The organism is Mycolicibacterium fluoranthenivorans, from assembly GCF_011758805.1.
GTDB classification, from domain to species: Bacteria; Actinomycetota; Actinomycetes; order Mycobacteriales; family Mycobacteriaceae; genus Mycobacterium; species Mycobacterium fluoranthenivorans.
This window is the reverse complement of the sequence record NZ_JAANOW010000001.1, coordinates 2,250,474-2,276,190: the sequence shown is the minus strand read 5'-3', so window position 1 is coordinate 2,276,190 and position 25,717 is coordinate 2,250,474. Positions and strand designations below refer to the sequence as shown.

Genomic DNA, 25,717 nt, shown 5'->3' with positions numbered 1-25,717 from the left:
GTCAACTCGTCTTCATCAGGTTGCGCAGACAGTCACCGGAGATGTTGGCGACCAGCGCCAGCACCAGGACACCGAGACCCGGCATCACCGGAATCCACCACTGCTGCAGGAAGTAGCTGAGGTTGCGGGCCGAGTCGGCACCCAGTTCGGGCGCCGGCGCCGCCTGGCCCAGTCCGAGGAAGGACAGCGCGGCCAGGGTGAGGATCAGGGTGCCGATATCGAGGCTGGCGGCGACCAGCGCGTTCGGCACCGCACCCGGCAGCAGGTGCCGGCCGGCGAGCCGAAATCTGCTGACACCGGCCAGTCTCGCCGCTTCCACATGCGGCCGGGCGGCCAGTCGAGCGACCTCCCCGCGGACCAGCCTGGCGTAGAACGGCCACCACACGATGGACACCGCGATCAGCGTGTGCAGGAAACCCGGTCCGAGTGCGGCCACCACCGCGATCGCCAGCACGGGTGCGGGCAGCGACAGGAATCCGTCGGTGATGCGCATCAGTGTGGCGTCCACCCAGCCACCGGTGGCACCGGCGATGAGGCCGACCAGCCCGCCGATGAACAGCCCCAGCGCCACCACCGCCAGTGCAGCGAACCAGCTCGAGCGGGCGCCGTAGAGCACCCGGGAGAAGATGTCGCGGCCGACGCTGTCGGTGCCGAGCAGGAACCCGTTCTTGCCGGGCGCCTGCAGGGGTAGCCCGACCGGGGTCAGCGGGTCGTGCGGCGCGATCAGGGGTACCGCGATGACCACCAGGGTCACCGCGATCACCAGGGCGAATCCGGTCCAGTTGACGATCGCCGACCGGGATTGCGGCAGGGACGGCCGCCAGCGCGTGCCACCGCGGACCAGGCCGGGAGCCGAGATCGCGATAGCCATCAGACCGCTTTCCGTTCGATACAGGCGACTTGGTGCGGATCGCCGGGGAAGCCTTCCAGGCGGACATCGAGCTCGTCACCGTTGCAGGCGTCGACGGAGATGGGGCACCGCGGGTGGAACGCGCACCCGGTCGGTGGTGACAGCGGGCTGGCGGGTTCGCCTGCCAGCACGCGTGATTCGCGGCCGAGGTCGGGAATGGAGTCGACCAGCGCCCGGGTGTAGGGATGGGCTGGATCGCCGATGACCTGCTCGGCGGGGCCGATTTCGACGATCCGGCCGAGGTACATCACCGCGATGCGGTCGGCGACCACCCGGGCCACCGACAGGTCGTGCGTCACGAACACCACGGACATGTCCAGCTTGCGGCGAAGGTCGCCGATCAGGTTGAGCACCGAGGCGGCCAGCGAGACGTCCAGGGCGCTGGTGGGCTCATCGCACAGCAGCACCGGAGGGGGCACGACGGTGGCCCGGGCCAGCGAAACCCGTTGCCGCTGACCGCCGGAGAGCTGACCGGCTCGTGATTTGGCCACCTCGGCGGGCAGCCCGACCCGTTCGAGCACCTCGATGACGGCCTCGCGCCGCTGCGCCCGGGACATCTTCGTGCCACGCAGGCGCTCGGCGATGAGTTCACCGACCGACAGCCACGGGGTCAGCGACGCGCCCGCGTCCTGGAAGACCATCTGCGGTCGTTGCTCGCCGGCGAGTTTCACCGTGCCGGAGGTGGCCTTCTCCAGACCGGCGATCACGCGCAGCAGGGTGGACTTGCCCGAGCCGCTCTCCCCGACCAGTGCCACCGATTCGCCGTGCCCCACCCGCAGCGTGACCCCGCGCAGCGCCTGCAGCTTGCCACGGCGGGCGACCGCGAAGGTCTTGAGGACATCGGCCAGTTCGATCGCCGCGGGCGGGTCGGCATCCGGCGGCGAAACCGCTTGTTCGGCAAAGGGTCCGCCGTCCGGGGCGGCCTCGGACACCGCCTGCCGCTCCGGCGGCAGCAGGCAGGCGCTGACCCGCCCGGGAGCCACCGAGATCGGATCCGGGGGTGTTTTCGTGCAGTCGTCGGTGGTGAGTTCGCAGCGGGGCGCGAACGCGCATCCCGGCAGCGGCACCAGAGGGCTCGGCACCGAGCCCGGAAGCGCGGCCAGGCGCCGGCCCCGCGCGGTCTGCAGCGTCAGCCGGGAACGCAGCAGGCCACGCGTGTAGGGATGGGCGGGCGCCTGCAGCACCTCGGCGGTCGGCCCGATCTCGGCGATGCGGCCCGCGTAGAGCACCGCGATGCGGTCCGAGATCTGCGCGGCCACGCCGAGGTCGTGGGTGATGAAGACGATGCTGCAGCCGATCTCGTCGCGCAGTCCCTGCAGCAGCGTCAGCACCTGAGCCTGCACCGTGACATCGAGCGCGGTGGTGGGCTCGTCGGCGATGATGAGCTCGGGGTCACCCGCGATGGCGATGGCGATCATCACCCGCTGGCGCAGGCCGCCGGACAGCTCATGCGGATAGGAACGTATCCGCCGGGCCGGCTCCGGGATGCCCACCGCCGTCAGCAGGCGCAGCGCTTCCTCTTCGCTGCCCGCGGCCTCCGCGACCTGCTTGCCGATCCGCATGGTGGGGTTCAGCGAGGTCATCGGGTCCTGGAACACTGCGCCGAGGTCGAGCCGGCGCACCTTGCGCAGCATCTTGGCGTCGCCGTGCACCATGTCCGAGCCGGCCACCGAGATGGTGCCGTCGATGCGGGCCTGACGGGGCAGCAGCCCGAGCAGACCGAAACCCAGCACGCTCTTCCCCGAGCCGGATTCGCCGACCAGTCCGAGGATCTCGCCGGGGGCCACGGCCAGGCTGACCCCGCGCAGGGCGTGCACATCGGTGCCGTTGCGGCGGAAGGTGACATGCAGGTCGCCGATGGCGGCGACGGGATCAGCGTTCGGCGGCGCCGCGGAGTGCACCTGCTCCACGTCGACCGCGGAACCGACGATGCCCATGAGCGCTCTCCCGGGTAGTTCGCGGTGCCATGGCTGGCCTGTCAGTTGACAGTTTTCACGGCAAGCAGGCTCGGTGGGTGTCGCTGGCGTAACCAATTCGGGGCCGTAGGTAACCGAGGCGTATCGCGCGTTTCTGTCGTGTGACAGATACGCTCGTGCGTACCGATCGGGTAGGCCATGGGTCACGATGGGACCATGCCGCTCACCCGCGCAGGCCGGCCCCGACTGCAGACGCAGCGGCGCCCCGGTATGACGGCCCGCGACGAAATCCTGGATGCGGCAAGCGAACTGTTCACCACAACGGGCTACGCGGGCACATCCACACGCAGTATCGCCGAGTCGGTCGGCATCCGGCAGGCCTCGCTGTATCACTATTTCAAGACCAAGGACGACATCCTGTGTGCTCTGCTGAGCCAGACCGTCACACCGACACTGTCGTTCATCCCGACCCTGCTGGGCGCCACTCCCGCGTTGACCGCAGCCGAGCACCTGCACGCGCTCGCGGCATTCGACGGCGATCAACTACTCAGTGGGAGTTGGAATCTGGGCGCGCTGTACCTGCTTCCCGAATTGCGTGATGCTCGCCTGGAGCCGTTCTGGTCGGACCGGGAACGCCTCCGGCTGCACTACCTGGCACTGAGCCGGGCCGTGTTGGACCGCACCGGGGTCCACCCCGCCGCCGCCGATCTGCCGTTCCGGCTGGTCGAGTCACTGGTCAACATGTGGTCGGTGCCGCACGGCCCGGAGCGCTCCGAGCTGCCGGTACACGTGGCCGACGCATGCCTGCGGGTGCTCGGCGATGCGACGGCACCCGAGCTACGGGACCGCAGCCGGCAGCTGATCGAACGCCACGCTCAGAGCTGACCGACCACCACCAGCGGTGTCCCGGGTTCCACCTGATGGCCCGCCTCCACCAACACATGAGTGACGACCCCGTCGGACGGTGCGGTCAGCACGGTCTCCATCTTCATCGCCTCCAACGCCACCAGCGCCTGGCCCGCGACGACGCGTTCCCCCACCGCCACATCGACCTTCCAGACACTGGAGGAGAACGGTGCGTCCACCCGGTGCGCCGCATCGTCGAGCACCAGGTCCTCGGCGGTCGTCGTGGCCCGCGACTGGGCGCGCTCGGCCCGGTCGAATTCGCCTGCCGCGGCCCACGCGGCGCGTTCGGCGGCGAACGCCGCAGTCTGCACCGACTGGAACCGCTGGATGTCCTCGGCGTGTTCGGCGAGGAAGCGTTCATGCTCGGCCAGCGAGAAGGTGCCCGGTGTGATGTCGACGGTGCCGCGGCCCGCGGCGATATCGGCCCGTAGATCCAGCAGTTCGTCCGGGCTGACGGGGTACCACGAGATGCGATCGAAAAACCTGAGAAGCCAGGGATTTTCATCGGCATCACGCGGATAGCGGCGCCAGACCTGCGTGGTCCGGCCGACGAACTGATAGCCGCCCGGCCCCTCCATCCCGTAGATGCACAGGTAGGCCCCGCCGATGCCCACGGAGTTCTCCGCCGTCCAGGTGCGGGCCGGATTGTATTTGGTGGTCACCAACCGGTGCCGCGGGTCCAGCGGAGTGGCCACCGGCGCACCGAGATACACGTCACCGAGGCCGAGGGTGAGGTACTCGGCGGCGAACACGATGTCCATCACCTCGGCCTGGGACGCCAGACCGTTGACCCGGCGGATGAACTCGATATTCGACGGGCACCACGGCGCGTCATCGCGCACCCCGGAGGTATAGCGTTCGATCGCCTCGCGGGTCGCGGGGTCGTCCCAGCTCAGCGGCAGCCGCACCGAGCGGCTGGGCACCACCAGATCAGACAGGGCGGGCAGGTCGTCCTCGAGCTCGCGCAGCAGCCCGAGCAGCCGGGTGACGGGCAGGATGTCCGGATCGACATGCACCTGCAGGGAACGGATTCCCGGGGTCAGGTCGACGATTCCGGTGACCGATCCGTCGCGCACCGCGTCTGCCAGTCGCCCGTGCAGGGCGTGCACACGGGCCCGCAGGCCCAGATCGAGCACCATCTCGCCGTACTCGACGAGCACGTTGTCATCGCCGCTGCGCCGGTACACCACTGCCGGCGCGTCACCCGGGGCACGGCGGTCAAGGATGCCGTCGTCACGGTCGCCACCGGTGCGGGCCACCGGACCGGTGGCGCCGCGGTTGACGCCGATATCGGTGCGCGACGGTGCATCTTGGGCCCGGATCGGCACGAATCGCACGGTATCCCCCGGGCGCAGCTGCCCGAGTTTCCAGCGCTGCGCCGCGATCACCGTCACCGGGCAGACAAAGCCGCCCAGGCTGGGACCGTCGGGGCCGAGCAGGATCGGGGTGTCACCGGTGAAATCCAGTGCACCGACCGAGTAGGCGGTGTCATGGATGTTCGACGGGTGCAGCCCGGCCTCGCCGCCGTCGCCGCGCGCCCACTGCGGGGTGGGCCCTTCCAGGCGCACGCCGGTCCGGGCGGAATTGAAATGCACCCGGTAGCGGGCCGAGTAGAGGGTGTCGATATCGGTGCGGGTGAAGAACTCCGGTGCCGCGTGCGGACCTTCGGTGACCGCGAGTTCCCAGTCCGAGGGCATCGCGGGACGCAGTTCGGCCGGCACCGGCGCGGACGGCACGGCGCCGGCCGGCGGGACGACACGCACCACGTCACCGGTGACGAGCTGACGTCCGCCGTGGCCGCCGAAGCGCCCCAGGGTGAAGGTCGACGCACTGCCGAGGTAGTGCGGGATGTCCAGCCCACCGGCGAACAGCACGTAGGTGCGCAGTCCCGCAACCTCGGCCGCGCCGATGTCGAGCAGCCCGTCGGCCGGGACCTCGACGGGTTCCCACATCGGGGCCGGCACCCCGTCGATGGTGACCAGACAGTGCGCCCCGGTGACACACACCGTCGTCGGCCGGGTGAAGCGCAGCGCGGGACCGGTTGCGGTGCACTCCAATCCGGGTGCCCCGTCGGGGTTTCCGAGGGCTCGGTTGCCGAGCCGGAAGGACAAGTCGTCCATCGGACCGCTGGGTGGGACGCCGACATCCCACCGCCCCACCCGCCCGGGCAGGTCCTGCACGGTGGTGAGCAGTCCCGGCCGTTCGACCGTGATCCGCGGGCGTGGATCCGCCACGGCCGCCAGTGTTGCCGTGGTGTGCCGGGCCGCCCGCACGTCGTCGTGCCCGAGCGCGGCACGCACGGTGCCGATGTTGACCTCGATACCGTGCAGCACGGTGTCGGCTAGGGCGGCGTCGAGGGCGTCGAGGGCCGCCGCGCGGTCGGGCGCGGTGCCGATCACCTTCGCCAGCAAGGGATCGTAGGAGGCCGACACCTCGGTGCCCTGCTCCACCCAGGTGTCCACCCTGATCCCGGCCTGGGCGGGAAAGGCCACCGCGGTGAGGGTTCCGGTGCTCGGGCGGTACTCCCGGGAGGGATCCTCGGCGTAGATACGGGCTTCGACGGCGTGGCCGGACGTCGGGATCGCGGCCGGTTGACCGTCCAGCAGGTCGCGTTCACCGCGGGCCAGCCGGAACATCCACGCGGCCAGGTCGATTCCGGTGACCGCCTCGGTGACGGGGTGTTCGACCTGGAGGCGGGCGTTGACTTCCAGGAAGGATGCTTGCTTGCTGCGGGGGTCGTAGATGAACTCCACGGTGCCGGCGGATCGATAGGACACCGCCGCGGCGAGTGCCCGCGACGACGAATGCAATTGGGCCCGTAGCTCGTCGGGCAGTCCCGGGGCCGGCGCCTCCTCGATCACCTTCTGGTTGCGCCGCTGCAGGGAGCAGTCCCGGTCACCGAGGGACACCACCCGCCCGGTCCCGTCGCCGAAGATCTGCACCTCGACGTGACGGGCGTCGGCGACGTACCGCTCGACGAACACGCCGGCCGCGGCGAAGCTGCGCCCGGCCAGGCGCGACACCGCGTCGTAGGCGGCGCGCAGTTCGGCCGGGTCCCGGCACACCTGCATGCCGATACCGCCGCCACCACCGGTGGCCTTGAGCATCACCGGGTAGCCGATATCGGAAGCGGCGGCAAGCGCCGCGGTGGCATCGTCGAGCAGTCCCGACCCGGCGAATACCGGGACACCCGCGGCCACCGCGGCCGCCCGAGCGGTGTGCTTGGCCCCGAACACCCGCAGCTGTTCGGGTGTCGGGCCGACGAACACCAACCCGCAATGTTGCACCGCGGCGGCGAATTCGGCGTCCTCGGAAAGGAATCCGTAGCCGGGGTGGATCATCCCGGCGCCGGTGGCGTGCGCGGCATCGAGGATCGCGTCCACCCGCAGGTAGCTTTCCGACGGAGCCGGCGGGCCCAGCCGGACCGCCGTATCCGCCATCCGCACGTGCGGTGCCGCGCGATCGGCGTCGGAGAACACCGCGACGGTCCGCAGATCCAGCGCGCGGGCGGCGCGGATCAACCGGACGGCAATCTCACCCCGGTTGGCAATCAGAACCGTGCCGGCGTCGCTGCTCACCGGACTCCCCCCAGTCGGCATCATTTCTGTCAATCGACAGTTTGATGGGCGGGACGGACTCCATGGTTGCGACGGCGTAACCGATCCCCGGCGGCACGTTAACGCCGTGCAACGGATGTGACTGGGCGATGACGCCGGTTACCCTCACGACGTGTCCGGACTTTTTCATGTGCTCAACCTGACCTACCTGCAGCCCGACGACGTCGTCGATGCGACCAGGCCGGCTCACCTGGCCTGGCTGACCGAGGAGGTGGCCGCGGGCCGCATCCTGCTCGCCGGACGCACGCAGACCCGGGGTGCGGTGCTCATCACCGGCGATATGTCCGCCGAAGAGGCCGACGCCCTCGCCGCCGCCGACCCGTACACCCAGGCCGGTGTGGCACGGTATGAGCGGGTCAGTGTCAACGCCGGATTCCGGGCGCCGGGGCTATAACCCGATTCACACCGTGAACCGGGACTAGACCCCGCGAGGCCGCTGTTGCACCGACCGGCGGTGCAAAGTCGCGCCCGTCACCGAGCCGTGCTCGGTCACCTTCGCTAGCGTTGAGCGAAGGCACGTGATGCGCACTCAAAGAGGCATGTCGAAGAAGAAGAGGATCACCACACCATGACCACCACCGTTTCCGCCTACGCCGCCAACGAGGCGTCCGGCCATCTGACCAAGACCACCATCGAGCGCCGCGCCGTCGGCCCGCACGATGTGGCCTTCGACATCAAGTTCGCGGGTATCTGTCACAGCGATATCCACACCGTGAAAGCCGAATGGGGCACCCCCAACTACCCGGTGGTACCGGGACACGAGATCGCCGGCATCGTCACCGAGGTCGGCTCCGAGGTCACCAAGTACAAGGTCGGCGATCACGTCGGCGTCGGCTGCTTCATCGACTCGTGCCGCGAATGCGACAACTGCAAGGCCGGTCTGCAGCAGTACTGCACCGGCGAGTACGGCATGCACGGCACCTACAACTCCACCGAGCGTGACGGCAGCCCCACCTACGGCGGCTACAGCACCGCCATCGTCGTCGATGAGAACTACGTCCTGGGCATCCCGGATTCGCTCCCGCTGGACAAGGCCGCTCCCCTGCTGTGCGCCGGCATCACCCTGTTCTCCCCGCTGCGGCACTGGAACGCGGGCCCGGGCAAGCAGGTGGCCGTGATCGGTCTGGGCGGCCTGGGTCACATGGGCGTCAAGTTGGCCCACGCCATGGGCGCGCACGTCACCGTGCTGAGCCAGTCGCTCAAGAAGATGGAAGACGGTCTGCGCCTGGGTGCCGACGAGTACTACGCCACCTCGGACCCGGACACCTTCACCAAGCTGGCCGGCACGTTCGACCTCATCCTCAACACCGTGTCGGCCAACCTGGGCATGGGCGACTACCTGGGCCTGCTCAAGGTGGACGGCACCCTCGTCGAGCTGGGCATCCCGGAGCACCCGCTGGAGGTTCCGGCGTTCCCGTTGGCCGGTGGACGTCGCAGCATCTCGGGATCGATGATCGGCGGCATCCCCGAGACCCAGGAGATGCTCGACTTCTGCGCCGAGCATGACGTCACCCCGGAGATCGAGGTCGTCGACGCGTCCTACGTCAACGAGGCCTACGAGCGGGTGCTGTCCTCCGACGTGCGCTACCGCTTCGTCATCGACGCGTCCACCATCTAGTCGCGCGCCCGCCCCGGAGCTTGGCCGCTCCGGGGCGAATCCGCCGGCGAACGAGCCCCGTCCACGGCGTTACCATGGCCGTGTGACCGGCATCACCGCCGCCCTGCCGCCCGGGCCTCCTCTTCCCCGGGCGGTCCAGGCGGCCCTGTTGGCGCGGTACTGGCCACGGTTCGTGGCGGCATGTCACCGGCGCTACGGTGCCGCGTTCACGCTGCGGGTGTCCTCACTGGGCACGATCGTGTACCTGGCCGACTCCGCCGACATGAAGGCGGTGTTCGCCGGCAGCCCGCACATTTTCCATGCGGGCGAAGCGAATTCGATGCTCAGCGGGCTCCTCGGTGACAGCTCCGTGCTCGTCATCGACGACGAGGTACACGCCGACCGGCGCCGCCTGATGATGGCCCCGTTCACCCGCGCGGCCGTCGACCGCCAGGCCGCCGCGATGGCCGAGATCGCCGCCGAAGCCATCACCGGGTGGCCGGTGGGACGGAGTTTCGCGGTGGCGCCGCGGATGTCGGCGATCACCCTCGAGGTCATCCTGCGTACGGTGATCGGCGCCAGTGACCCGGCCCGGCTCGCCCAGCTGCGCACGGTGCTGCCGCGCCTGCTGAACCTCAACACCGTCGAGAGCCTGTCGATCGCCGACAGCCGTCTGCTGCAGCGCAGGCCGTGGCGCGGTGTGCGGGACCGGATCGCCGCGGCCGACCGGCTGCTCTACGCCGAGATCGCCGAGCGGCGCGCCGATCCGGCGCTGGCCGACCGTACCGACGCGCTCGCGATGCTGATCCGCGCGGCCGGCGAGGACGGTCGTGCGATGACCGACCGTGAACTGCGCGACCAGCTGATGACCTTGCTCCTGGCCGGCCACGATACGACCGCCACTGCACTCTCGTGGGCGTTGGAGCGGCTCACCCGCCACCCCGAGATCCTGGCCAAGGCCACCAACGCCGCCGAGACCGGCGACGACGACTATCTGGATGCGGTGGCCAAGGAAACGCTGCGCATCCGGCCGGTCGTCTTCGACGTCGGCCGGGTGCTCACCGAACCGGTCGATATCGCCGGCTACCGCCTGCCCGCGGGTGTCATGGTGGCGCCCGGTATCGGGCTGGCGCACGCGGACGCGGCGCGCTATCCGGACCCCGGCCGTTTCGACCCGGATCGGATGGTCGGTACCACGCCTGGTCCCACCGACTGGCTGCCGTTCGGCGGCGGTAACCGGCGCTGCCTCGGTGCCACGTTCGCCCTGACGGAGATGCGCGTCGTGCTCCGCGAGGTGCTACGGCGCGTCGACTGGGAAACCACCGACGAGCCGGGCGAACGCCAACGCGTCAAGCACGTCGTGCTGACCCCGCACCGCGGGGGCCGGGTCACGGCCCGCGCGATTGACTCTTAGTTCTCGGTCTCCTCGAGCCCCTCGACTCCCGACAACGGCCAGCCGGCCGCGGCGAGCTTGGCCGCCACCCGGCGCACGTTCTCCGGGCCCGCGTCGTGATGGGTGACCTCGGCGATGAACGCCTCGATCTCGTCCTTGTCGATCTCGCCGTCGGTCAGCGCGGACGAATCGGTGGCGGTGATGTGGGCCACCACCTCCTTGACCTGATCCTCGGTCAGTGGAGTGTTACGCAGCAGCGCCAGCAGCGGCACCCGGTCGGCACCGGGTACGCCCTCGGGGTAACCGGCGCGCAGCCAGTCCAGAATTCGGGCGACGAGCGAAGTCGAGGTGGTCACGCGACCAGTTTCTCGGGTCCAGCCGATATGCGCTACCACCGATGACATAGTTCTCCCGTCATTCACCGCGGGTTCATCCGATGCCCCGCACCGATCAGTCCACGGGGTTGCTCTTGCGGACGATCAGCGGATCGCCTGGGGTGAACGGGAAATTCGGCAGGTCGTCGATGTGGGTGTTGAACGTCGCGGCCAGCACTTCCCGGGAATACGCACTCGCCGAGGCGCGGTAGCCGATATCCGCGGGGAACGGCTGGTCGAAGAAGATCAGGAAGTGCCAGTCATCGGTGCCGATGTTCTCGATGTGGTGCGGGTAGGCGCGCGGGATGAAGTACATGTCCCCTGTCGTCATGTTCCAGGTGTCCAGCGTCCCATCGGGATTCATGATCGTCATGCGCGCGTCGCCGTGCTGCACATAGCCCATCTCGGCGGTCGCGGGGTGCCAGTGCGGTTCACGCATCCCGTCCTCGGCCACCCGCAGCGAGTACATCGAGATGTCCTTCAGCGCGGGCCAGTACTGGTCCCGGGCGAATCGCGCGTTGCCGTAGGCGTAGGTCAACCCGGCGGGCTGGCCCTCGATATCGAACTTGTGCGGATCTTTGAAGTAGGCGCCGGACGGAATCTCCGGATCGCCGATCCGGGCGGCGAGTCTGTGATCCGTGCGCGAGGTGTCACGCCGGATCGTGGCCATATCGGAGGACGGCAGGTCATAGGTGTTGCCCAGCACGGCATCGGTGAAGGCGCCGAACGTTGCACCGAGCCCGAAGTCCTCGGGGCGTTCGTTGCGGAAGGCGATGATGAATTCGGCCGGCTCGTCGCCGATGTTTTCGATGTGGTGCAGCGAGCCGGAGTCGATGTGGAACATCTGCCCCGCGGTGATGACGAAGCTGGAGAACTCGCTGTAGTTGTCGAGCACCGAGACCAGAGCCGTACCGGACACGCAGTAGGTCAGCTCATTGGCGTTGGCGTGCCAGTGCGGTGTGCGCATGGCGCCCGGGTTCAACACCACCCGCTTGATGGACAGTCGGTTCAGGATGGGCAGGTTGTCGGCGGTGACGCGGCGCATGGAGCCCAGCTCGTTCTCTTCGACGATCTCGCCGTCGAGCAGAGACAAGGTGTGCGCGCTGCGGCTCAGTGATGTGGTCATGGCGATCTCCTCGGTGACTGATTTCGACGAGTTCACTTTCCTCCTCCCTCGCCGCGGCGTCTGCGGTGCTGGCTGCCAACATGGCGGGAGCGCTCGCCGTACCGGCCGGGTAGGGCCAGCCCCCATATCGGGCGCGCGCCCTGACGCGCGCGCGGCAAGATGCGAGAATGTCGCGGCTGCAACGGCAGCACCTGGAAAGGGCGTGCGGGTGGCTATACGAGTTGTCATCGCAGACGATGACGTGTTGCTGCGCGAGGGGCTCGCCAGTCTCTTGCAGCGGTCGGGTTTCGAGGTGGCCGGGCAGGCCGGCGACGCGGAAACGCTGCTCGCCGCGGTGCGTGAACACGGGCCCGACCTGGTGCTCACCGATATCCGGATGCCACCCGCGCACAGCACCGAGGGGCTCGACGCCGCGCGCACCATCCGCGCCGAATTCCCCGACACCGGGATCGTGGTGCTCTCGGCGCACATCGACGTCGAACACGCCACCGAGCTGCTCGCCGGTGGCCGCGCCATCGGCTATCTGCTCAAGACCCGTGTCACCGATGTCGAGGATTTCGTCGACACCCTGAACCGGGTGACCGCGGGGGCCTCAGTCATCGATCCGGCTCTGGTCACCGAGCTGGTGTCGGCCCGGCGACGCAATGATCCGCTGGCCGCCCTCAGCGCCCGCGAACGCGAGGTGCTGTCCCTGATGGCCGAGGGCCTGTCCAATGCGGGTATCGGCCGGCGGCTGTGGGTGACCGAGGGCACGGTGGAAAAGCACGTGCGCAGCATCCTGACCAAACTGGACCTGCCGGAGACCGGGGACGATCACCGGCGGGTGCGCGCGGTGATCGTCTACCTCGACTCGCTCTGAGCTCAGCGGACCAGCAGGCCGCGGATCGCGTCGGGCGACAACGCGAACTTCGGCAGGAACCCGCGGGCCGAACTGGTCGCGATCATCTCGGCGAAGTCCTGCTCGTCGTGGGTGGAGATGAGGATCACCGGGACGTCGGTGAGTTGCTCGGCCACGTCGAAGCCGCTGTCGGCGCCGAGGTCCACATCCACCAGTGCGACATCGGGCCGCAGTGCACGGCTGGCGTCGAGTGCGCCGGCACCGTCGGTGGCGGTGCCGACCACGGTGATTCCGCCGTGAGCCAGCATCGTGGTCGCCGCATCGCGGAAGGCGGCGCTGTCATCGACGATCAACGCGCGCACGACGTGGGAACCGGACATGACTCGAGCTTGGCAGGATCGGGGTCCGCGGGCATTACCGCTAGCCGGAAAGGTTTCTGTGAACATCCGCAATAACATCTGCGGGGTGAACTGGCGTTCGTGGTCAACTCGGCTCCTGGCGATGATCGTGCGGCCGACCGCCCGGCCCGTGGGCTGGGGCATCGTCGTCGCGGCCGCCTTCATCGTGACCGAGACGCTGCTGGTGCTGGCGCTCAAGAAGGTGGCACCCGACGACGCGTTCGGCGCGGTGTTCCTGCTCGGGGTGCTGGTGGTGTCGGCCGGGTGGGGGTTCGGGCTGGCGCTGGCAACGTCGGTGGCCAGCGCACTGGTCTACGTCTACTTCCATCTGGACGGCCGCGACACCCTGGCCCCAGCGGTCGGCGTGTTCCTCACCCTTGCCCTGGTGACCAATGTGCTCGTCGGACAGGCGCGCCTGCGTACCGCGGAGGCCGAACAACGCCGCCGTGAGGCCTCCGCGCTGGCCGATCAGCAGGCCGCGCTGCGTCGGGTGGCAACGCTGGTGGCCCGCGGCGCGGCCTCCTCGGATGTGTACGACGTCGCCGTCTCCGAGTTGGCGCACAGTCTCGGGGCCGAGCACGTCACGCTGCTGCGTTACGAATCCGACGAACACGCGGTGGTGCTCGCTGCCAGCGATTCGGGGATTCTCGCTGTCGGACAACGGTTCTCGACCCAGGGTGACAATGTCAGTGCCCGGATCCGCAGTGCCGGGGCGGCGGCCCGTATCGACGACTACAGCACGGCGACCGGCGAGGTGGCCACCGCACTCAGCAACCACGGGATGCGTTCGGGCTCCGGGGCGCCGGTGATCGTGGACGGCGAGATCCGGGGCGCGCTCATCGTCGCCTGGCCGGCAGCACACGCGATCCCCGAGCACACCGAAGCGCATATTCGCGATTTCGCCGACCTGGTGTCCACCTCGATCGCCAATGCCGAGACCCGCGCCGAGCTCACCGCGTCGCGGGCCCGCATCGTGGCGGCCGCCGACCAGGCCCGGCGCGGATTCGAGCGGGACCTGCACGACGGCGCACAGCAACGGATCGTCGCGCTGAGCCTGCAGCTGCGCGCCATCGAAGCCGGCGCCGACGGCGCCATGCGTGCGCAGTTGACGGCGTCGATCGAGGGGCTGGCCGGGCTGTATGCGGACTTGCAGGAGCTGTCCCGGGGCCTGCATCCGGCCATTCTGTCCAAGGGCGGGCTCGCCCCGGCGATCAAGACGTTGGCGCGCCGGTCCCCCGTCCCGGTCGAACTCGATCTGCGGGTGACGGGGCGCCTACCCGAGTCGGTCGAGGTGGCCGCGTACTACGTGGTGGCCGAATCCCTCACGAACGCGGCCAAGTACGCGAACGCCGAGGCGGTCACGGTGTGTGTGGTCGCCGATGACACCACCCTGCGGCTGTCGGTGAGCGACGATGGGGCCGGTGGTGCGGTGGCGGGCGCCGGGTCGGGTCTGGTGGGTCTGCGCGACCGAGTGGAGGCGCTGTCCGGTGAGTTCGGCGTGGTCAGCCCTGTCGGCACGGGTACCACGGTCACCGCGAGGATCCCGCTCAGCGCTTGAACGGCAGCACCTGGCAGATGTGCTCGGACACCGGCGCGGGCGCCGGGGTCGGACGTGCCATCGCCACGTTGCCGATCGAGGACGGGTGCCGGCGCTTGGCCTGGAGCAGCGCGCGCATGTTCTGGCGGGCGCGGCGGGGCGCGAGTTCGACGACATTGGTGTCGACTCTGTTCATTGCCATGTCTGTCCTCCTCGTGCCGGTCGTTCAACCGTCACCATTGAGGTTCCGCCCCCAATGGAGGAGGACCTTCAATAGAACCCGTGAACTCCCTGAGAAGTGCCCGATTGGCAGTGACGACAAACACAATTTCGGCCGGTGCGGGCCCCGGGTGACGACAGCAGTCACCGTCGACACGCAATCCGGCCCTCGGTCGACTCCGAATATCTAGGGAATCTGTCGGGTGGACGACGCCGGCAGCCGCTTTCCGGGAAAGGAGTTGCCATGGCCGATGTGCAGACCGTAGCCAAGCAGCTGGTGGAGACCATCGGCTCGGTGGCCGGGATCAGGTTCGGTCTCGAAGAACCGCGGTTCGACGCCGTCGAGCTGGCCCGGGGTGCGCAGGTGCGCCAGTACGGTGAACGGATCGCGGCCCAGACCAGGGTGCCCGCGCTTGCCGAGGAGCAAGCCCGGTCCACCGGGTTCCGCCGGCTCGCCAAGTACATCTTCGGCGCCAACCACGGCAGTCGGAGCATCTCGATGACCGCTCCGGTGGCGGTGCAGACCGGACGGGCCAACGGCACCAGCATCGCCATGACGGCGCCGGTCGCCCAGCACCGTGACGCGGGCGAATGGGTCATCCGCTTCTTCATGCCGTCGCAGTGGACTCTGGAGACGCTGCCGGAACCCGACGACGACCGTGTCGAGCTGGTGGTGGTTGCGCCGGAGAAGTACGCGGTCCTCAGGTTCAGCGGCGGCTACGGGACCCGGAGGGTCGCCGAACAGACCGAGAAATTGCGGAACATCCTGCGCGAGACCGGTTTCGAACCGGCCGGCGAGGCGACCGCCTGGTTCTACGACCCGCCGTGGACCCTGCCGTGCCGTCGCCGCAACGAAATCGCCATCCCGGTCACGTGAGCGTGCCGGCGCGACCCGATCGCTTCCGCCACTGGCGTGACTAGAAGTCCCAGTCCTCGTCCTCGGTGACTACGGCCTTGCCGATCACGTAGCTCGAACCCGAGCCGCGCTCCGCAATCCCGATTCTGACCCTGGCTTGTGGCTAACGTCTGAATCATGATGTTCACTGCCCTGCACCGTGCTCTGGGATTTCCGCCCGGTCCGATCACAGTCGAATTGCTTGACACCGCCGTTGAACGTGAAATCGAGGAGGCAGACGATCTCGATTGGAAGTCCAAACTGCCAGCGGCGGCTGATCTCAAGAACTCTGACTTCTCAAAAGACATCACCGCTATGGCGAACAGCGGCGGCGGAGTCATCGTCTACGGCGTTACAGAGAACCAGAAGAGAGCGAACGGACGGAGGGACACCGGGGAACTTTCCGAGGCTCACGAACGGAGCCTGCATCAGATCGCTGTAAGTGCGGTTAGCCCACCTTTGTTCGGACTCAATGTGATCCAGGTAGGTGAGGACGGAAACCGCGCCGTTGTCGTGGTGGTGCCATCTAGCACTGAAGGTCCGCATCTCATCTATCGCGGTGAATACTTCGGAGCGCCAATCCGCAACAACGCCGACACCGTATGGATGCGCGAGCGTGAAGTCGCTGCGCAGTATCGTGCTCGATTCGACGCGGCACATAACCCGTCCACATATCTATACGAGCTATACGACGAGACTTCGACCGACCGCGACACCGCCGATCGAGCATGGTTCATCGCGGTCGCTCACCCGAAAAGTGGTGCTTCGAGGACCGTTCGATGGTCTCAAGAGCAAGCCCGAAACATCTTCAAGGACGCCGAGAAGTACACCCTCGCGGTCGCCCCGCGCACCACCGCACACCCACTGGAATTTGTGGACCGTGAGAACCCTCGCCCAGGACTACGCCGCTGGATCGCACCAAACACACAGATCACGGACAGCGTTCGGTCCGCCGAGTCGTGGATCAGCGTCCATTTCGACGGCTCGGTCACCCTCGCGGCGGTTGTAGGAGGCCGCTATAGGAACCCCGTGCCCCACGGCGAAAGCCCCACACACAAAGCGTGGCAGATCAGCGAACAGGTCATCGAAGCCGCCGTTTCGGACTTCATGGCACTGATCCGCTCAGTCGGCACAAGAATCGGCGCAGTCGAGTACGAAGTCCGTATCGGACTGCCGTGGCACGGAGCGGAGCCCCTCACCCTGTATCGCCATGGCGCGTACGGTCTTGACGAGTTCAACGGGTCGGTGCCGATTCATCGGTTCATTCCGGTCGAAGCCACTGTAGAAGTCCGTCCCAACGATGACGACCGCTTCTGCCAGCAGGTTGGTGACTTGGCGCTGGACTGCATCAACCAGGGCGGCGTGAAGTTCCTTCACCTAATCAAGCAGAGTGACGACGACGCGGCGATCAAGTAGTTGAGGATGCGATGGCACCACGTCCCTCGCGCGGTGGTCCGCATAGACGACTCCGGGCATCACGGTCGCGACTTGCGGACTACGGCTAGGTCGAGTTCAGCCCACACCTTAAACTCAGCCAACACTCGTCCTTGGTGTGCTCCAGGATGCAATTCAAACGACGCAGGATAGTGAACGGCAAGATCACGGTCGCCTTACTGATTGGGCTAATACGCCCCCTTCAGCAGGTCGGCAATATTCCATATGAAAGTTGGCAATGGTCTGCACCATTGCGTTTAGTCCGTCCCCGTGTCGTTATGTGCCGTGAAAATTGCCGGAGCGATCGAGGCGCATACCGGCGCTACGTGAGACATCTGCGACCTACTGAGCCCGACACGTAATGCGACACCGACGAGTTTTCGTTGACTCTGGCAATCTGGTCATTCAGTCCCCGGCTCTTCAGGGTTATGGGGTACGCAACCATGCGAACTAGCGAGGAAGTGCATGCACTGCATACGAGTACGGTTTGAGGGGTTCAAGCGTCTCGCCAACACCGGATGCAACACAGACAGCCCGATACTTGCTTTCGTCGGATCGAATGAATCTGGTAAATCCACCCTGCTGGACGGCTTGGAGTGGCTAACGAATGATCTCGAAGATCCACTATCACCGATCTTTGCCAACCGAACATCGCCGCCGAGCGGGGTGGTTGTTGAGGCGAAATTCGAACTCGACAAGTCTGACCAAGCCGAACTCGCCGACCTTGACCTCGCCACACCCCCCGAAACGGCGCTGATACAGAAGCATGCGGACGGCTCGTTCCGTCTGGGCGTTTTCCCCGAACCAACCCGAAATCCGACGCCGTTCGAGGACGTCACCAAACGACTCGAGGGCACTCATCGCAAGTTGTCTGCCCAGTTCTCCGGTGAATCAGAAGAAGGCGCGGAGAACGGGACTCCCGAATCCTGGCTCGAGATCGTCACCCGGGCGCTCGAAGACCCCAACCGAGTCTGGACCGATGAGATCAGCTCAGCGAGCGACTTGCTGAGTACGTGGCTCGAATCAGTATCACCGACCAGCAGAAGCGGGAAGCCACGCGACGAAAAGGCCGCAGAGTTGTTGCGGCAAGTCACCCATGTCGCTCAGTCGCCTCACCCGGCCAAAGCTGCCCGAGCCCGCGTGCTTTCACGAATACCAAAATTTGTGGCGTTCCGCGATGCAGATCGTGTCTTGTCGACGTCCCACCCAATTATTGACGGAGAAACCCGGGCTAATCCACAGCCTGCCCTAGCCAACGTGCTCAGGATCGCGAACCTGGATCTCAACCGGCTATGGAGCTTCGTCGAGCGGGGCGACAGCAGCAACCGGGAGTCTTACATCGAAGAGGCGAACGAGCGACTGGAAGACTTCTTCACACAAGCGTGGAACCAGTCCGAACTGACGGTCCGCCTAAAGGTCACCGAGTCAACGCTCGAAGTCCTGTTCAAGGAGATGCGTAGAGGGGGTCCCGTAACAAACATCGAGGAGCGAAGCGACGGCCTTCGTACATTCGTCGCGCTGGCGACTTTCCTCGCCGCACAGCGTTTGGATATTCCGCCAATTTTGCTAATCGATGAGGCCGAGACCCACTTGCACCTGGACGCTCAGGCCGATCTCGTGGGCGCGCTGCTGAAGCAAATCAATGCCACCCAGGTCTTTTACACGACGCACTCACCTGGGTGCCTTCCAACTGACCTTGGCACCGGAATCCGACTGTTGCGTAGAGATCCGCGCCGCCAGAATGCGAGCGAGATCCGCTCGGACTTTTGGACTAACCAAGAACCAGGGTTTGCTCCTCTGCTGTATGCAATGGGCGCGTCAGCTGCGGCGTTCTCGGCCTGCCGCCACGCTGTGCTTGCAGAAGGCGCAGCCGACATGATCCTTCTCCCGACGCTAATCAGAATGGCCACCGGTCTTTCGGATCTGACATACCAGATAGCGCCAGGTCTCGCGGCTGCGAATACCTACGATATGCGCGTCGAAGAAGTTGCCGCCAAGGTTGTCTACCTGACAGACGGCGACGCCCAGGGTGACACGTATGCCCAACTATTGATTGACTCCGGGGTCCGCGAGGACCGCATCTTTCGTCTCCCATCAGGCTGGGCGAGCGAAGACCTCGTTAGCCGAGCCGCATTTGTCCAGGCTGTGAACACCTTGATGGGTGGCGGTCAACAAGTGACAGAGGCCGATCTCGGGCAAGGCAAGCCGGTTGTCAAATTTCTTGAGGAGTGGAGCGTACGGGTCGATCGCAAGGCACCAGGCCACGTCGCAATCGCTTACGGGCCGATAAACAGCCCCGAGCATCTCGAACTCGCTCCCGGCGCAAGAGAAGTGCTTCAACGATTACATCGGGAATGGACGGCAGTGTTCGGAGGGCAGGCTCAGTAGCCCGATACCGGCCGACTCCGCGCATCGAAAGAACCGGACCGTTTCGCATTCCGCCACTCAATCTGTTGCTCTTTGCGGTTGCCAGGGACGGGTGGATGACTCATATGGCAGCACGGTCGCCAAGGTAGCGGTAAAGGGTGGCCCGGCTGACATCGAGGTACTTGGCGATGCCCTTGGCGGTGTGTCCGTCGGCCTTCATCCGCCTGACGGTAGCGATGTGTTCGGCGTCGTCGACCTTCCGGGGCCGCCCGAACTTGGTGCCGTTGGTCCGAGACGCCGCCCGCTTCAGCGCGGTCCGCTCCTTGATCAGCTCCCGCTCGTACTCGGCGAGGGAGCCCAGGACGCCGGTGTCTCAGAGTTGATCGTTTTCGAGACGCGCGGTACCCCTGACGATCCCCCAACGCACCATCGATTGACCCTTCACGATGGGCGTGACTTCAGGGCGGCGATTTGAGCGTCCGCACGGCGACCGAACCTTTATGGCGAGGGTGTCCATCGACCAAGCCCATCAGAGTCCAGCGCCCGAGGAGCGCGATCCATGTAGTATCCGCCCATGTCGAGCCGCGCTTCAAGCACGCCGACTCGACCTTCGTGGGTGCAGGGCATGCGGCCTGTGCGCGAAGGTGATCGGCACCCGCTCAGCTGGCAAGAGCTTTTGTTCCGTCGACTCACGGGTCGATGGGGTCTCCCAAGTGGCGAAACCACCCTGGAAGCTGAGCGCGTCCTAGAGTTCCAGGAGCCCATGACCTACTTCTTCGTTGGGCGCTGCGTGCCTAAGTTTGGTTCGAACACGATCGCAAGTGGGCTACCAGTTGAGATGGCGTGCGACGGCCCGTTCACCACCCCGTTTGATACCGGCGCTCTCGCGAAGGGTGACAAGATTGCCGTATCGCCCGCCCTCGACCCCGGAAAATCCGCCGAGTTCGTCACAAACCACACATATGTAGGCCGCAAGTACGTTGACCCCATGGCAGCTTGGCTCGCCACAGCATTTGAGTCACCCACTGACTACGCCGACGGCAAAACTCCTACCGTACATGCGGTGCCTGAGATTACCTTGGAGGGATGTAGCGGCGACGCCCGCGTCTGGACATGGGAAGGGCGGATACCGGCGAAAGACTACGAGGAATCGCCCGTCAGTGTTCGGCAAGTCTACTTTTCTGAAGGCAAGCGGGAGCCCTATATCGACTGGGTCCGTGACACTGACCTAGTCACGAAGCGCGAAGGTCGGCAGCACATGCGGGACGTCTACGCTTACAGTGCGGAGCTAGATGATGCCGCGATTGGAATGCTTGATTTTCTAAGAAGGGAGCTCACAGCGTGAACGAGCAAGTACTTCTTGGCTATATCGGCGACATCGATGGCAACGATGGCAACCTGGTGGCAATGGATGCCGTGGCGGAGGATGCTGAGGGGCTCTTCCGCTACCCAGCTTCAGGCGGCGATCGAATCGCGATCGATACTAGTGATCTCGACTTTGTGCACAAGTGCACTCCCGAGTTGGCGAAGCGTTGGGCTCCTGGTGACGTTATCTGGTTCGCAGGAAGGCACCTCGTCGCCCGCTCCATCACCGATGTGGTGCTTCGTCGGTTTGCGGCAACCTGGACTCTGACCGCCCAGGGCCACCGGATGCGGACGGGTAAAGCCTCAGAACTCCGGCGCTGGCGGGATCACAACGCAGGACGGTTATCGGCGTATCTATACCGCTACCTTACGGAGCCGATGGAACGAGAGGTTGGGCAGGCGCAGACGACGTTGGAGCTGTATCTCGCGATCGAAAACACCGCAGAACCACGACGCTTCCTAAACACTGCGCTTTTCTACCACGAGCAGTATGACTACGAAGCATATGAGTTTGAGCGCGAACGGGCCGTTCGGAGTGGCGCGTTCGCGAACCTCGAAGAGTTCGATACGCAATTCGGCGAGCTGCGCACTTTTGTTCGAAGCGACCGCCTGTTGGACGTCAACGGAGCCGTACTCCCGCAGAGAGGACTGGCCCGAAACGATGAGACGATCGGCGCGTTGAAGGTGCTGCTGATGGTGCGAAGCAAGCGAGGTTCGCAGTTCGAGTGGGACGACTTCTACACTAGATTGCAGCTGCCGCGGCGCGGCGACTCGCTCGCATCTATCGTTGAGGATGCGGGAGTGCTTGATGAGCGCGTCTGACGAGACCGATCCCGCCTCCAAGCCTAAGCCTGAGTCACAAGCGCCAGTAGAGCAAGGCGTTGATCTTGTTGCCTTTCAGAACTTTCTGGACGAACGACAAGAAATGGCGGAGCAGAAGTACGCGGCGGTCGCGACATCCAGCGACTACCCGACACTTCTGTCGGAAGCTCTCGCCCATTATCAGGACGTTCAGCAGTTCAGTGCAGGCGACTTCGTACAATGGAAGCCTATGATGCGCAACAGGCGGTTCCCGCTTGAATCAGTGCCTGCGATCGTTGTGGACCATATCGATCCGCCGCTAACCACGAATGCCGAGGGCAATCGGCTCATTGAGCCACGCGATCTTCTCATCGGATTTATCGATGGCGACCAAGACTTCATGCTGGCCCAAGTCCCGTCGCGACGCTTCACCGAGTGGAAGCAGTAAGCGAAACTTCTGGTAGTCGACTGACCGGTCGAGCTCCGTGGCCGGAAGCTAGCGCGCCGGGGCGCGAGTGCGCGAAGCGACTTGCCAGTGGCCTATTTCTTCGCGGCGGGCAGTCTGCAGCCGGTGCTGCAGGTGATAAGCGCTGCGGCTTGTGAGCCGAACCGCAAAATGGTCCCGGTTTCACCGCTGAACTGCAGATCGTGATTGTTTGATGCGTCCTTGAAGACGGTCAGAGTCGTCGCGCCGAGGGAGCGGGCGGCTTGCTGGGCCAAGTCAAAGGCCTGCTTCCAACTCTGCTCCGGGATTGGCGTGTCCGAGACGTAGTTCCGCAGGAGAACCTGCTCGCCGTCAGATTGTTCGTATGGCGGGTTGCAGCCGCTCCTGCTGTCTTCGCGCCGCCACTCAAAGAGCACCTCTGGTGCAATGGCCGGTGATCTGATGGCCAAGCGCGACGGTTTCGACCTGGGTCTAGGTGTCCTCCAGAGACGGCAGAGTCGTCAACGCGGTCGCGGCCTTGCTTACGTCCGTGGGTTCCGTTGGCTTATAGGGATTTTTCACGTGACAGCCTGTGGCGAGTAGGGCGAGCGAGACCGCGCAGATGAGGGCGCTCAGTCGGCGGTGTGGGATCGCTGGGGTGCGAGGTCATCTAGGCGCACGTGGTGGGCACGCTTCACCGCGGCGGCACCGATGGCCTTGCGCTCAACGGTGGACTGGCCCAACTCAGCCATCCACGACTGCACGGCGGTGGGCTTGATGTCCACCAAGGCAACGCGACCCCAGCGCGGTTGCACGCGCACTCGCCACGTTGTCTCCATCACTACGTAGCCAGACGGCTTGAGGTGGCTCTTGTGTCGCTCCAGCTCGCCCTGCTTGGTGTCGTACGCAGCGACCACCGCCACGCCGATCACTGTAGAGAAATGTGGGCAAAAGCCTCGCCGCCACAGTCCCAGCGAACGCTAAATGCGGACCGTTTCCAGTCCGCCTTTTGCTCAGAATACTGCTCTGAGCAGGGAAAACTAGAAGTCCCAGTCCTCATCTTCGGTGACCACGGCCTTGCCGATCACGTAACTGGAGCCTGAGCCGGAGAAGAAGTCGTGGTTCTCGTCGGCGTTGGGGCTCAGCGCCGACAGGATCGCCGGGTTGACGTCGGTCTCGTCCTTGGGGAACAGCGCCTCGTAGCCGAGGTTCATCAAGGCCTTGTTGGCGTTGTAGCGCAGGAACTTCTTGACGTCCTCACTCAGTCCGACGGCGTCGTAGAGATCCTGGGTGTACTCCACCTCGTTGTCGTACAGCTCGAAGAGCAGCTCGTAGGTGTAGTCCTTGAGTTCCTGACGCTTGGTCTCGTCGACCAGGGCCAGGCCCTTCTGGTACTTGTAGCCGATGTAGTAGCCGTGCACGGCCTCGTCGCGGATGATCAGCCGGATCATGTCGGCGGTGTTGGTCAGCTTGGCCCGGGACGACCAGTACATCGGCAGGTAGAACCCGGAGTAGAACAGGAAGCTCTCCAGCAGCGTGGAGGCCACCTTGCGCTTGAGCGGGTCGTCGCCCTTGTAGAAGTCCATCACGATCTGCGCCTTGCGCTGCAGGTTCGGGTTCTCCTCCGACCAGCGGAACGCCTCGTCGATCTCGCTCGTCGAGCACAGCGTGGAGAAGATGTTGCTGTAGCTCTTGGCGTGCACCGACTCCATGAACGCGATGTTGGTGTAGACGGCTTCCTCGTGCGGGGTCAGCGCGTCGGGGATGAGGCTGACGGCGCCGACGGTGCCCTGGATGGTGTCCAGCAGGGTCAGGCCGGTGAACACCCGCATGGTGAGTTGTTTCTCCGCGGCGGTCAGGGTGCCCCAGGACGGGATGTCGTTGGACACCGGCACCTTCTCGGGCAACCAGAAGTTGCCGGTCAGGCGGTCCCACACCTCCGCGTCTTTGTCGTCCTGAAGCCGGTTCCAGTTGATGGCCGAGACCCGGTCGATCAGCTTCATTCCATCGGACACCTTGGACCCCAATTCGAAACGTGATGAGTACTGCCCCAACACTACAACTGGGGGGCTGCGACGCGGCGCAACACAACCACTTGTGGTGTCGTGTCGCGCGAACTACTGGCTGAACTCGTACTCGGCGGGCTCGAAATGCCGGGTCGCCAGCCAGTACTGCCAGGTCATCCCGCCCCACAGGGTGCGGTTGACACCATGGGCGTCCAGGTACCAGCTCTGGCAACCACCGGTGTTGAACACGGTGCCGGCCAGATCGTGCTGCAACTGGGTGTTGAAATCGTCCTGGGCGCGCCGGGTGGGCGCCAACGCCTTGGCTCCGGCCGCGTCGGCGGCGGCGATGGCTTGGGCAACATAGCGGATCTGCGATTCGATCATGAACACCACCGAGTTGTGTCCCAGCGCGGTGTTGGGCCCCAGCAGGAAGAACAGGTTGGGCATGCCGGCCACGGCGATACCGCGGTGCGCGGCGATCCCCTCCCTGTTCCAGCGGTCCACCAGGTCCTCGCCACCGGCGCCCTTGATGTCGACATAGGTGTAGGAGTCGGTGACATGGAAGCCGGTGGCCCACACCACGACATCGGCGGGTTGCTCGACTCCGTCGCGGGTGACGATGCCGGTCGGTGTCATCCGGGCGATGCCCTCGGTGAGGACATCGGCCTTCGGGTCGGCGATCGCGCGGTAATAGGTGTCGGAGTTGAGGATTCGCTTACACCCGGCGGTGTAGCTCGGTGTCAGCTTGCGGCGCAGGACGGGATCTTTGATGCTGCGGTTGATGTTCCAGCGGCCCAGAAGTTCACCGATCTTGAGCAGCCGCGGCTGCTTGGTCATCGCGAAACCGACACCCTCGTGAATCCAGTAGATGCCCGCACGCATCAGCGCCCTGGTGCCCGGAACATAGGTGAACAGCTTCCGGATCCATTGCGGGAAGGCGTTATTGGGCCGGGGCATCACCCAGGCCGGGGTGCGCTGGTACAGATCCAGCCCGGCCACCTGGTCGATGATCGCCGGCACGATCTGGATGGCGCTGGCACCGGTACCGATCACCGCCACCCGCTTGCCGGCGAGGTCCACGCGGTGATCCCACTGGGCGGAGTGGAACATCGCGCCGGTGAAGGTGTCGGCACCCTCGACCTCGGGAATCGACGGGATGTGCAGCCCGCCCGCCCCCGAGATCAGGAACTGCGCGATGAACTCCTGCCCCGACTTGTCGAAGACATGCCAGCGCGCATCGCCCTCGTCCCAGTGCGCGCGATCCACGTGGGTGTTGAACCGGATGTGGCGGCGCAGCCCGTGCTTGGCGGTGACGCCCTTGAGGTAGTCGAAGATCTCCGGCTGAAACGACCACATATGGGTCCAGTCGGGTTTCGGCTCGAACGAGAAGGAGTACATGTGCGACGGGATATCGCACGCGCACCCGGGGTAGGTGTTGTCCCGCCAGGTGCCACCGATCTCGTCGGCCTTCTCCAGGATCAGGAAGTCGTCGCCCTTGAAGCCTTGTTTCTGCAGGGCGATTCCCATGCCGAGCCCGGAGAACCCGGATCCGATGATCAGCGCGCGCGTGACGACGGCCGACATAGCTCACGCC

24 protein-coding genes and 1 pseudogene are annotated in these 25,717 nt (G+C 65.8%); 12 read left to right on the top strand and 13 right to left on the bottom strand.

Going from position 1 to position 25,717, the window contains the following annotated elements:
* Position 1: 1 nt before the first annotated feature.
* Positions 2 to 871, bottom strand: a complete 870-nt coding sequence (locus tag FHU31_RS10965; protein ID WP_167158197.1) for an ABC transporter permease — start codon at positions 869 to 871, stop codon at positions 2 to 4.
* Positions 871 to 2,847 (bottom strand): dipeptide ABC transporter ATP-binding protein, encoded by a 1,977-nt coding sequence (locus FHU31_RS10960; RefSeq protein ID WP_167158195.1) that lies wholly within the window; start codon positions 2,845 to 2,847, stop codon positions 871 to 873. The genes FHU31_RS10965 and FHU31_RS10960 overlap by 1 nt, the downstream gene beginning before the upstream one ends.
* A gap of 195 nt (positions 2,848 to 3,042) precedes the next feature.
* On the opposite strand from FHU31_RS10960, the gene FHU31_RS10955 reads away from it, so the two are divergent.
* On the top strand, positions 3,043 to 3,711 hold the full coding sequence (locus FHU31_RS10955; protein WP_167158193.1) for a TetR/AcrR family transcriptional regulator: 669 nt from the start codon (positions 3,043 to 3,045) through the stop codon (positions 3,709 to 3,711).
* Here the strand turns inward: FHU31_RS10955 and uca are convergent.
* Positions 3,702 to 7,310 carry an urea carboxylase gene (uca, locus tag FHU31_RS10950; RefSeq protein WP_263988033.1) on the bottom strand — a complete coding sequence of 1,203 codons (3,609 nt, stop codon included), beginning with the start codon at positions 7,308 to 7,310 and terminating at the stop codon, positions 3,702 to 3,704. The genes FHU31_RS10955 and uca overlap by 10 nt on opposite strands.
* 151 nt (positions 7,311 to 7,461) lie before the next feature.
* On the opposite strand from uca, the gene FHU31_RS10945 reads away from it, so the two are divergent.
* From FHU31_RS10945 to FHU31_RS10935, 3 genes are all read left to right on the top strand, one after another.
* On the top strand, positions 7,462 to 7,743 hold the full coding sequence (locus FHU31_RS10945) for a YciI family protein (RefSeq protein WP_167158191.1): 282 nt from the start codon (positions 7,462 to 7,464) through the stop codon (positions 7,741 to 7,743).
* A 174-nt stretch (positions 7,744 to 7,917) separates the two neighbouring features.
* Positions 7,918 to 8,967: an NAD(P)-dependent alcohol dehydrogenase gene (locus FHU31_RS10940; RefSeq protein ID WP_167158189.1), complete on the top strand. Its 1,050-nt coding sequence runs from the start codon at positions 7,918 to 7,920 to the stop codon at positions 8,965 to 8,967.
* An 82-nt stretch (positions 8,968 to 9,049) separates the two neighbouring features.
* Positions 9,050 to 10,360, top strand: a complete 1,311-nt coding sequence (locus FHU31_RS10935) for a cytochrome P450 (RefSeq protein ID WP_263988034.1) — start codon at positions 9,050 to 9,052, stop codon at positions 10,358 to 10,360.
* Here FHU31_RS10935 and FHU31_RS10930 read toward each other — a convergent pair.
* Complete coding sequence (locus tag FHU31_RS10930) at positions 10,357 to 10,695, bottom strand: DUF3349 domain-containing protein (RefSeq protein WP_409371227.1); 339 nt, start codon at positions 10,693 to 10,695, stop codon at positions 10,357 to 10,359. The two genes, FHU31_RS10935 and FHU31_RS10930, sit on opposite strands and share 4 nt — an antisense overlap.
* A gap of 94 nt (positions 10,696 to 10,789) precedes the next feature.
* The gene (locus tag FHU31_RS10925; protein WP_167158183.1) at positions 10,790 to 11,839 is read right to left on the bottom strand and encodes a cupin domain-containing protein; all 1,050 of its coding nucleotides are present in this window, start codon (positions 11,837 to 11,839) and stop codon (positions 10,790 to 10,792) included.
* Positions 11,840 to 12,053: 214 nt separating this feature from the next.
* On the opposite strand from FHU31_RS10925, the gene FHU31_RS10920 reads away from it, so the two are divergent.
* On the top strand, positions 12,054 to 12,698 hold the full coding sequence (locus tag FHU31_RS10920; protein WP_372517238.1) for a response regulator: 645 nt from the start codon (positions 12,054 to 12,056) through the stop codon (positions 12,696 to 12,698).
* Positions 12,699 to 12,700: 2 nt separating this feature from the next.
* Here the strand turns inward: FHU31_RS10920 and FHU31_RS10915 are convergent, their stop codons facing one another.
* Positions 12,701 to 13,057, bottom strand: coding sequence for a response regulator (locus tag FHU31_RS10915; RefSeq protein WP_208410199.1), 357 nt, complete (start codon positions 13,055 to 13,057; stop codon positions 12,701 to 12,703).
* Positions 13,058 to 13,142: 85 nt separating this feature from the next.
* Between FHU31_RS10915 and FHU31_RS10910 the strand changes: the two genes are divergently transcribed.
* Complete coding sequence (locus tag FHU31_RS10910; RefSeq protein WP_308206738.1) at positions 13,143 to 14,633, top strand: sensor histidine kinase; 1,491 nt, start codon at positions 13,143 to 13,145, stop codon at positions 14,631 to 14,633.
* On the opposite strand, the gene FHU31_RS10905 is transcribed toward FHU31_RS10910, so the two are convergent.
* A complete protein-coding gene (locus tag FHU31_RS10905; protein ID WP_167158181.1) occupies positions 14,623 to 14,814 on the bottom strand; it encodes a hypothetical protein in 192 nt (63 codons plus the stop codon). The two genes, FHU31_RS10910 and FHU31_RS10905, sit on opposite strands and share 11 nt — an antisense overlap.
* A gap of 261 nt (positions 14,815 to 15,075) precedes the next feature.
* Here FHU31_RS10905 and FHU31_RS10900 point away from each other — a divergent pair, with 261 nt between their 5' ends.
* Positions 15,076 to 15,708 carry an SOUL family heme-binding protein gene (locus tag FHU31_RS10900; protein ID WP_167158179.1) on the top strand — a complete coding sequence of 211 codons (633 nt, stop codon included), beginning with the start codon at positions 15,076 to 15,078 and terminating at the stop codon, positions 15,706 to 15,708.
* 40 nt (positions 15,709 to 15,748) lie between these two features.
* On the opposite strand, the pseudogene FHU31_RS32170 reads toward FHU31_RS10900, so the two are convergent.
* Positions 15,749 to 15,814 (bottom strand): annotated as a pseudogene (locus tag FHU31_RS32170) (hypothetical protein); the annotation flags it as partial.
* 50 nt (positions 15,815 to 15,864) lie between these two features.
* Between FHU31_RS32170 and FHU31_RS10895 the strand changes: the two are divergent.
* Positions 15,865 to 17,142: an AlbA family DNA-binding domain-containing protein gene (locus tag FHU31_RS10895; RefSeq protein ID WP_167158177.1), complete on the top strand. Its 1,278-nt coding sequence runs from the start codon at positions 15,865 to 15,867 to the stop codon at positions 17,140 to 17,142.
* Between the two features lie 483 nt (positions 17,143 to 17,625).
* On the top strand, positions 17,626 to 19,548 hold the full coding sequence (locus FHU31_RS10890) for an AAA family ATPase (RefSeq protein WP_167158175.1): 1,923 nt from the start codon (positions 17,626 to 17,628) through the stop codon (positions 19,546 to 19,548).
* Positions 19,549 to 19,648: 100 nt separating this feature from the next.
* Here FHU31_RS10890 and FHU31_RS31845 read toward each other — a convergent pair whose 3' ends face one another.
* Positions 19,649 to 19,837, bottom strand: a complete 189-nt coding sequence (locus FHU31_RS31845) for a helix-turn-helix domain-containing protein (RefSeq protein WP_263988044.1) — start codon at positions 19,835 to 19,837, stop codon at positions 19,649 to 19,651.
* Between the two features lie 453 nt (positions 19,838 to 20,290).
* Here FHU31_RS31845 and FHU31_RS10880 point away from each other — a divergent pair, with 453 nt between their 5' ends.
* Genes FHU31_RS10880 through FHU31_RS10870 form a run of 3 tightly spaced genes read left to right on the top strand, consistent with a single transcriptional unit; the run spans position 20,291 to position 22,141 of the window.
* Positions 20,291 to 20,872, top strand: a complete 582-nt coding sequence (locus FHU31_RS10880) for a hypothetical protein (RefSeq protein ID WP_167158173.1) — start codon at positions 20,291 to 20,293, stop codon at positions 20,870 to 20,872.
* Entirely contained in the window at positions 20,869 to 21,714 is an 846-nt protein-coding gene (locus FHU31_RS10875; RefSeq protein ID WP_167158171.1) for a hypothetical protein, read from the top strand. Before FHU31_RS10880 ends, FHU31_RS10875 begins: the two co-directional genes overlap by 4 nt.
* A complete protein-coding gene (locus tag FHU31_RS10870; protein ID WP_167158169.1) occupies positions 21,701 to 22,141 on the top strand; it encodes a hypothetical protein in 441 nt (146 codons plus the stop codon). Before FHU31_RS10875 ends, FHU31_RS10870 begins: the two co-directional genes overlap by 14 nt.
* Positions 22,142 to 22,233: 92 nt before the next feature.
* On the opposite strand, the gene FHU31_RS10865 is transcribed toward FHU31_RS10870, so the two are convergent.
* The 4 genes from FHU31_RS10865 to FHU31_RS10850 form a co-directional block, all read right to left on the bottom strand.
* On the bottom strand, positions 22,234 to 22,587 hold the full coding sequence (locus FHU31_RS10865) for an LppA family lipoprotein (RefSeq protein ID WP_208410198.1): 354 nt from the start codon (positions 22,585 to 22,587) through the stop codon (positions 22,234 to 22,236).
* Positions 22,588 to 22,749: 162 nt separating this feature from the next.
* On the bottom strand, positions 22,750 to 23,040 hold the full coding sequence (locus tag FHU31_RS10860; RefSeq protein WP_167158167.1) for a hypothetical protein: 291 nt from the start codon (positions 23,038 to 23,040) through the stop codon (positions 22,750 to 22,752).
* Between the two features lie 117 nt (positions 23,041 to 23,157).
* Positions 23,158 to 24,120 (bottom strand): class 1b ribonucleoside-diphosphate reductase subunit beta, encoded by a 963-nt coding sequence (gene nrdF, locus FHU31_RS10855; RefSeq protein ID WP_167158165.1) that lies wholly within the window; start codon positions 24,118 to 24,120, stop codon positions 23,158 to 23,160.
* 114 nt (positions 24,121 to 24,234) lie between these two features.
* Entirely contained in the window at positions 24,235 to 25,707 is a 1,473-nt protein-coding gene (locus tag FHU31_RS10850; protein WP_167158163.1) for a flavin-containing monooxygenase, read from the bottom strand.
* Positions 25,708 to 25,717: the final 10 nt, after the last annotated feature.

Coding starts and splice junctions, on each gene's coding strand:
- FHU31_RS10965 (WP_167158197.1), bottom strand. CDS start 871: ATGGCTATCGCGATCTCGGCTCCCGGCCTGGTCCGCGGTGGCACGCGC.
- FHU31_RS10960 (WP_167158195.1), bottom strand. CDS start 2,847: ATGGGCATCGTCGGTTCCGCGGTCGACGTGGAGCAGGTGCACTCCGCG.
- FHU31_RS10955 (WP_167158193.1), top strand. CDS start 3,043: ATGCCGCTCACCCGCGCAGGCCGGCCCCGACTGCAGACGCAGCGGCGC.
- FHU31_RS10940 (WP_167158189.1), top strand. CDS start 7,918: ATGACCACCACCGTTTCCGCCTACGCCGCCAACGAGGCGTCCGGCCAT.
- FHU31_RS10925 (WP_167158183.1), bottom strand. CDS start 11,839: ATGACCACATCACTGAGCCGCAGCGCGCACACCTTGTCTCTGCTCGAC.
- FHU31_RS10915 (WP_208410199.1), bottom strand. CDS start 13,057: ATGTCCGGTTCCCACGTCGTGCGCGCGTTGATCGTCGATGACAGCGCC.
- FHU31_RS10905 (WP_167158181.1), bottom strand. CDS start 14,814: ATGGCAATGAACAGAGTCGACACCAATGTCGTCGAACTCGCGCCCCGC.
- FHU31_RS10900 (WP_167158179.1), top strand. CDS start 15,076: ATGGCCGATGTGCAGACCGTAGCCAAGCAGCTGGTGGAGACCATCGGC.
- FHU31_RS10895 (WP_167158177.1), top strand. CDS start 15,865: ATGATGTTCACTGCCCTGCACCGTGCTCTGGGATTTCCGCCCGGTCCG.
- FHU31_RS10890 (WP_167158175.1), top strand. CDS start 17,626: ATGCACTGCATACGAGTACGGTTTGAGGGGTTCAAGCGTCTCGCCAAC.
- FHU31_RS10880 (WP_167158173.1), top strand. CDS start 20,291: ATGACCTACTTCTTCGTTGGGCGCTGCGTGCCTAAGTTTGGTTCGAAC.
- FHU31_RS10870 (WP_167158169.1), top strand. CDS start 21,701: ATGAGCGCGTCTGACGAGACCGATCCCGCCTCCAAGCCTAAGCCTGAG.
- nrdF (WP_167158165.1), bottom strand. CDS start 24,120: ATGAAGCTGATCGACCGGGTCTCGGCCATCAACTGGAACCGGCTTCAG.
- FHU31_RS10850 (WP_167158163.1), bottom strand. CDS start 25,707: ATGTCGGCCGTCGTCACGCGCGCGCTGATCATCGGATCCGGGTTCTCC.